7 protein-coding genes are annotated in these 5,514 nt (G+C 32.1%); 6 read left to right on the forward strand and 1 reads right to left on the reverse strand.

Annotation, left to right across the window (positions count from 1 at the left end):
• From AB0M30_RS47345 to AB0M30_RS47360, 4 genes are all read left to right on the forward strand, one after another.
• A partial coding sequence (locus AB0M30_RS47345; RefSeq protein WP_364599226.1) for a hypothetical protein occupies nucleotides 1-242 on the forward strand: 242 nt, incomplete at its 5' end.
• A 213-nt stretch (nucleotides 243-455) separates the two neighbouring features.
• Nucleotides 456-821, forward strand: a complete 366-nt coding sequence (locus AB0M30_RS47350; RefSeq protein ID WP_017864521.1) for a GntR family transcriptional regulator — start codon at nucleotides 456-458, stop codon at nucleotides 819-821.
• Nucleotides 800-1,708 carry an ABC transporter ATP-binding protein gene (locus AB0M30_RS47355; RefSeq protein WP_351660284.1) on the forward strand — a complete coding sequence of 303 codons (909 nt, stop codon included), beginning with the start codon at nucleotides 800-802 and terminating at the stop codon, nucleotides 1,706-1,708. Before AB0M30_RS47350 ends, AB0M30_RS47355 begins: the two co-directional genes overlap by 22 nt.
• Nucleotides 1,695-2,981 (forward strand): ABC transporter permease, encoded by a 1,287-nt coding sequence (locus AB0M30_RS47360; protein ID WP_032398667.1) that lies wholly within the window; start codon nucleotides 1,695-1,697, stop codon nucleotides 2,979-2,981. The genes AB0M30_RS47355 and AB0M30_RS47360 overlap by 14 nt, the downstream gene beginning before the upstream one ends.
• A 139-nt stretch (nucleotides 2,982-3,120) precedes the next feature.
• On the opposite strand, the gene AB0M30_RS47365 is transcribed toward AB0M30_RS47360, so the two are convergent.
• A complete protein-coding gene (locus tag AB0M30_RS47365; RefSeq protein WP_046780955.1) occupies nucleotides 3,121-3,672 on the reverse strand; it encodes a recombinase family protein in 552 nt (183 codons plus the stop codon).
• Between the two features lie 243 nt (nucleotides 3,673-3,915).
• Between AB0M30_RS47365 and AB0M30_RS47370 the strand changes: the two genes are divergently transcribed.
• The gene (locus AB0M30_RS47370) at nucleotides 3,916-4,275 is read left to right on the forward strand and encodes a metalloregulator ArsR/SmtB family transcription factor (protein WP_003726380.1); all 360 of its coding nucleotides are present in this window, start codon (nucleotides 3,916-3,918) and stop codon (nucleotides 4,273-4,275) included.
• Nucleotides 4,272-5,514: heavy metal translocating P-type ATPase (locus tag AB0M30_RS47375; RefSeq protein WP_364599231.1), on the forward strand; the 1,243-nt coding region annotated here is incomplete at its 3' end. The genes AB0M30_RS47370 and AB0M30_RS47375, both read left to right, overlap by 4 nt.

Raw genomic sequence — 5,514 nt, forward strand, 5'->3', positions numbered from 1 at the left:
TTGAATTATATTTTCTTCGGAGAACGGACAAATTAATTCAACGTGGATTATATTTTTTGAAATTTTTAAAGAAAAAATATCAGAAAGTAAATATAAAATTCTTAAATAAATTTAATAATAAGTTATCAAGAATACTCTATTTGAAACACAAGGATTTACAAATGAAAATAGAAATAAAACAAATAGAGGATAATTTTCCTGAAGATGTTGCCATTTATGGTAGTAATTACTCTAAGGATTAGACTTAAATATAGTAATAATGTTTCTATGGAAAAGTCCTCTCAATAAAATTTATACAGGAAAATGAAATATAAACCAGCTCATAACTTAACAGTTGTGAGCTTTTTTATTTTAAATTTTAATTGATTATTATTCTAAAGCTATAGGTGTAAAATAATTAATACTTGACAAGTATATTGTATGGTGTATAATAGTACACATAGAAAAGGAGAACTATGCATATTGATCCTAATAATAAAGATGCCATTTACGAACAAATTGTATTTAATATAAAAAAAGAGATTACCAAAGGGATTCTTGATGCTGGAGACAAAATCCTATCCGTTCGAGAGATGTCCAAGCAGTTGGGCGTTAACCCGAATACTGTTGCCAAAGCTTATAAGGAATTAGAGCATCAAAATGTAATCACAACTATTAAGGGAAGAGGTTCTTTTGTTAAAAATAATGATGGTCAGGATGAAGAAATTGATATTCAGACACAAAAAAAATTAAGAAGTCAGCTTAAATCATGGTTAGTTGAAGCACAATATGCAAAAATTCCATTAAGTTTAATCTATGAGTGGATAAAGGAGGAGGAGTAAAAGTGGAGATTCAAAATTTAAGTAAGAGGATTGATGGTAATGTTGTTTTGAAACATATTAATTTATCCATCCCTCTAGGAAGTATTTTTGGAATTGTGGGAAGAAATGGATCTGGTAAAACCACTTTATTCCGTACGATAGCCAGTCATTATTTGATGGATGAAGGAATGGTATCAATTGATGGTCAAGATATTAACAAAGAGGTTAGTCTAAAGAATGATATTTTTTTCCTTGATCCTCAATATCAACCATTAAATAAAATGAGATTACGAACAATTGAGAGTTATTTTTCTCTATTATATCCTCTTTTTGATAGTAAGAGATTTTTGGAATTGATCGAAAAACATCAATTACCTGATGATCAATTTCAAAAATATTCCAAAGGGATGCAATGCTTACTCCTCGTTATTATTGCGCTTTGTTCAAATTGTTCCTATATTATCTTAGATGAACCTCTTGATGGGCTCGATGTTATCGTACGGAAACAGGTTGTTGATTTAATGATCGATGCAATCAGTGATCGAGAGAGAAGTATTATTTTAGCTTCACATAATTTGAATGAGTTGGAAAAGCTAGCGGACCAAGTCGCTTTTATTAAAGAACACTCTATTGTTTCTATATTGAATCTTTCTACAGTAAAAATGTCAATCTGTAAACTTCAGATTGCTTTTAAAGACTATGAATTACCTCAGTTTATCAAACAAGAAGCGAAGCATATTACTCATGAAGGCCGAGTAAGCACAGTGATTTTTGAAAATTATAGTGATGAACTTATGGAACGAATAAACAATTGTGAACCACTACTGATTGAAGAACTTCCTTTAACTTTAGAAGATATTTTTATAAGCAAGTTTTCAGGTCATGAGATGACTGATGAAAGAGAGTGAGGAAAGAATGGATAACAAAAAATTGAACAAAATTACTTGGAAACGAGCCAAACCAATCGTTTTAAGTTTAGGAATACTGTTAATATTAATCTCTGTTTTTATTGGATTTAACTCCACAAAAAATTGGCATAGAGAGCAAAACTTTATCCATTCTCAAGAGGCTAGAGACCAATATAATTCATACCTTGCTGCACAAAAAACTGAAGAGGATGATGTAAATAAAAAATATAAAGAAACAAAAGATTACCAAGGAAGTGTCGATTATGCAGAGAACCAGGACGCAGGAATTTTTCTGAAATTTGATTCTAAAACTGGTAAGTTTCATATTCAATCACAGACTTTTAAAGAATTTTACGGTTATATAAGGGCCAAATTATTTTACACGCGAAGTGCGCTGGACTTAACTAATTTTAGATATTTGTTTACGTCCAGAAACGTGTTTCGTGGTTTTACTCTTATTAGCTTATTTTTCATTGTTGCTGGATTTTTAGTATCCTTCTTAAATTACAAGACAAATTTTTTACAGATTTTATTTTCGTCTGGGTATAAAAGAAAACAAATTTTAAAAAGCAGTATATTGACGTCGTTAATTCCTTTATTATTAATGGCAATTACTGCTGTTAGCATTAATTTAGTCATTCTTTATAGTCGCATTCCTCACCAATATATTAATTATCCTCTAGATAAAATTATTTTCTACCAATTTTGCATCTTATTAGTTGCCATTTGTTACTATTTTTTAGGTTTTTTTTCTGGGACTATTTTGGGACAGGGGATTACAGGCGCCTTATCTTTGATCGGCTTTGTCTTTGGATTAGAGTTGATAAAGCAAAATATTTTAGATATCTTGAACAATGTCTTCAACAATATTTTCAATAATAAAAATGATGGAATTTATTATCAATCATTTTTTGTCCGATTTGATACCTATTCACATTGGCTGATATTAGATGGATTTGTTATACTAACTACTTTTCTCTTCTATTTTTCTGCTCAATATTTCTATCAAAGATTAAGTTTAGAGGAGAAAGGAAACTATCTATTATTTCCTAAGTTTCGCTTACCAATTTCTTTGGTTGCAGGGATTTTCACAGCTTATAGTATTTGTGGAAACATTGGACTTGGGAGTAGCTCAATTAATTTACTCATAAGATATAATATACTTCCAGGTATTTTAGTGTTTGTAATCACATTTTGCTTCTTCATGGTACTAAATAATTATAAAAAGATTTATGAAAAAATTGGAATGATAGTTGTAAAAACCAATAAATAACTTAGTAAAAAATAGCTTCTAATTTAATAATAAAAGCTCCTTTATGAAACTAAAGGAGCTTTTAAATATTTACAACGATTAAAAGAACGGTTAATCAATACTAGGCTTCTAGTAAGGGATAAGGAGATTGAGAAAATTTTCATTTATTTATATATCTATAAATCGTTGTTCTTGACACTCCCCAAGAATCCGCAATCGACTTAATCGGCGTACCACTTTCTACCAAGGTTTTAAGAAGCATTATGTCTTTCTCTGAAAATTTCTCAGGTCTTCCTCCAAGCCTTCCTCTTGCACGTGCGGCTTCTCTACCAGCGGCAGAACGTTCTAAAATAAGATTTCGCTCAAATTCCGCAAAAGCCGCAAACAAATGAAACATCAATTGTCCAGTCGAACTTGATTTATCCATTGTAATATTTTCTTGTAGACTATGAAAACTTACCCCCTTATTATTAAAAGAATTAACAATATTAATGAGATCTTCCATATTTCTACCTAATCGATCTAACCGCCAAACAACAATCGTATCTCCAGGACGAGAAAATTCGATGGCGGATTTTAATCCAGGTCTATCTTTTTTACTTCCTGACATATGGTCAGTAAATATTTTTTCACAGTTATATTTTTTTAGACTATCTTTTTGTAAATCTAAATTTTGAAGTCCAGTTGAAACTCGTGCATATCCGATATTCATTTTTTTCTCCTTCATTTTAATTTATTGTATTGTATCATAACTTAGAAATATATATATAAATGAACATAGAATAAATTACGGGTTAATGAACAAGGAATGTAAATGATTTTGAGAAATTTAATAAGAAAAGAAGAGTGTCCAGAAAATGACCATTTTATGAACATTCAAACATTCACTTGAATATAGATGGATGTTCTGATATAATACATTCAAACAAACATTTGAATGTAAAGGAATGATCGTATGAATAATGAAATTTGTGAAATAACTTGTATTCATGAAGACAAAGTTAATCGTGCTAAATCTAAACTAGCAAACTTTGATACTCCGTCAGTAAGTGGTTTCTTTAAAATATTGTCAGATGAAAATCGACTTAAAATTGTACATGCTTTAGTTCATGAAGATGAGCTATGTGTTTGTGATATTGCTAATATCATTGATGCTTCGGTCGCAACAACTTCACACCATCTGAACTCCTTAAAAAAATTGGGAGTAGTTGATAGTCACAAGGATGGTAAGTTAGTCTACTATTTTATTAAAAATATCAAAATCTTAAATCTTATGGAGCTTGGCGTAAATTTTAAAGAAGAGGTGCTAGCATGAGTGAGAAAATGACCGAAAAAACCTATCGAATAGAAGGATTAAGCTGTACAAATTGTGCAGGTAAATTTGAAAAAAATGTAAAGCAGTTGCCAGGAGTTACGAGTGCAACAGTAAACTTTGGTGCAAGTAAGATTTCAGTAGAAGGCCAAACAACAATTGAAGAACTCGAAGAAGCGGGAGCCTTCGAAAATCTTATCATTCGTGATGATCAAGAAAATGATGAACAAGTTAGATCAAAAGAGTCTTTTATTAAACGGAATATCGCTTTAATCATCTCTCTTGGTTTTATACTTGTTGCTGTGATTTCCCAACTATCATTGGGCGAAGATCATTTATTAACGAAAGCTCTTTATATATTGGCAATAATAATTGGTGGATTTGATTTATTTAAAGAAGGGTTCTCTGATTTGATCAAATTGGACTTCTCCATGGAATCTTTAATGACTATTGCAATTATTGGGGCCGCATTTATTGGAGAATGGGCCGAAGGTTCTATTGTAGTAATACTATTTGCTATTAGCGAAGCTTTGGAACGATTTTCAATGGATAAAGCAAGACAGTCGATTCGTTCTCTTATGGATATAGCTCCCAAAGAAGCTCTTATCAGGAGAAACAATGTAGAGCAATTAGTCAGTGTCGATAAAATCGATATCGACGATATTATGATCATTAAACCCGGACAAAAAATAGCCATGGATGGGCTTGTTATCAACGGTCATTCTTCAGTAAATCAAGCAGCAATAACAGGAGAATCGGTTCCTGTTGAAAAACAGTTAGATGATGAAGTGTTTGCAGGAACACTAAATGAAGAAGGTGTTCTTGAAGTCAAAGTAACAAAAAAAGTAACGGATACAACGATTGCCAAAATCATTCACTTAGTTGAAGAAGCGCAAGGAGAACGAGCTCCTGCACAAGCCTTTGTAGATAAATTTGCAAAATACTATACGCCATTCATAATTATTATGGCCCTTTTGATAGTGGTTGTTCCTCCGCTATTCTTTGGTGGTGACTGGAATAAATGGCTTTACCAAGGGTTATCCATTTTAGTTGTCGGATGTCCTTGTTCATTAGTGATCTCAACACCTGTTTCAATTGTTTCGGCTATTGGTAATGCAGCAAAAAATGGTGTTTTAGTAAAAGGCGGTCCAGAGGCTCAGCCGTCGCACCACACAACACTAGGTCGCCCGGCGGAGTTCGCGCGTCGGTCGCCGGTAGCACCTTCGGTGCGACCTGGGGATG

The sequence above is a fragment of the Amycolatopsis sp. NPDC051716 genome (assembly GCF_040681595.1).
In the GTDB taxonomy this organism is placed as follows: Bacteria; Actinomycetota; Actinomycetes; order Mycobacteriales; family Pseudonocardiaceae; genus Amycolatopsis.

Bases quoted from the DNA above. Each gene is read 5' to 3' on its own strand.
- AB0M30_RS47350 (WP_017864521.1), top strand. From the start codon at position 456: ATGCATATTGATCCTAATAATAAAGATGCCATTTACGAACAAATTGTA.
- AB0M30_RS47365 (WP_046780955.1), bottom strand. From the start codon at position 3,672: ATGAATATCGGATATGCACGAGTTTCAACTGGACTTCAAAATTTAGAT.
- AB0M30_RS47370 (WP_003726380.1), top strand. From the start codon at position 3,916: ATGAATAATGAAATTTGTGAAATAACTTGTATTCATGAAGACAAAGTT.
- AB0M30_RS47360 (WP_032398667.1), top strand. From the start codon at position 1,695: ATGAAAGAGAGTGAGGAAAGAATGGATAACAAAAAATTGAACAAAATT.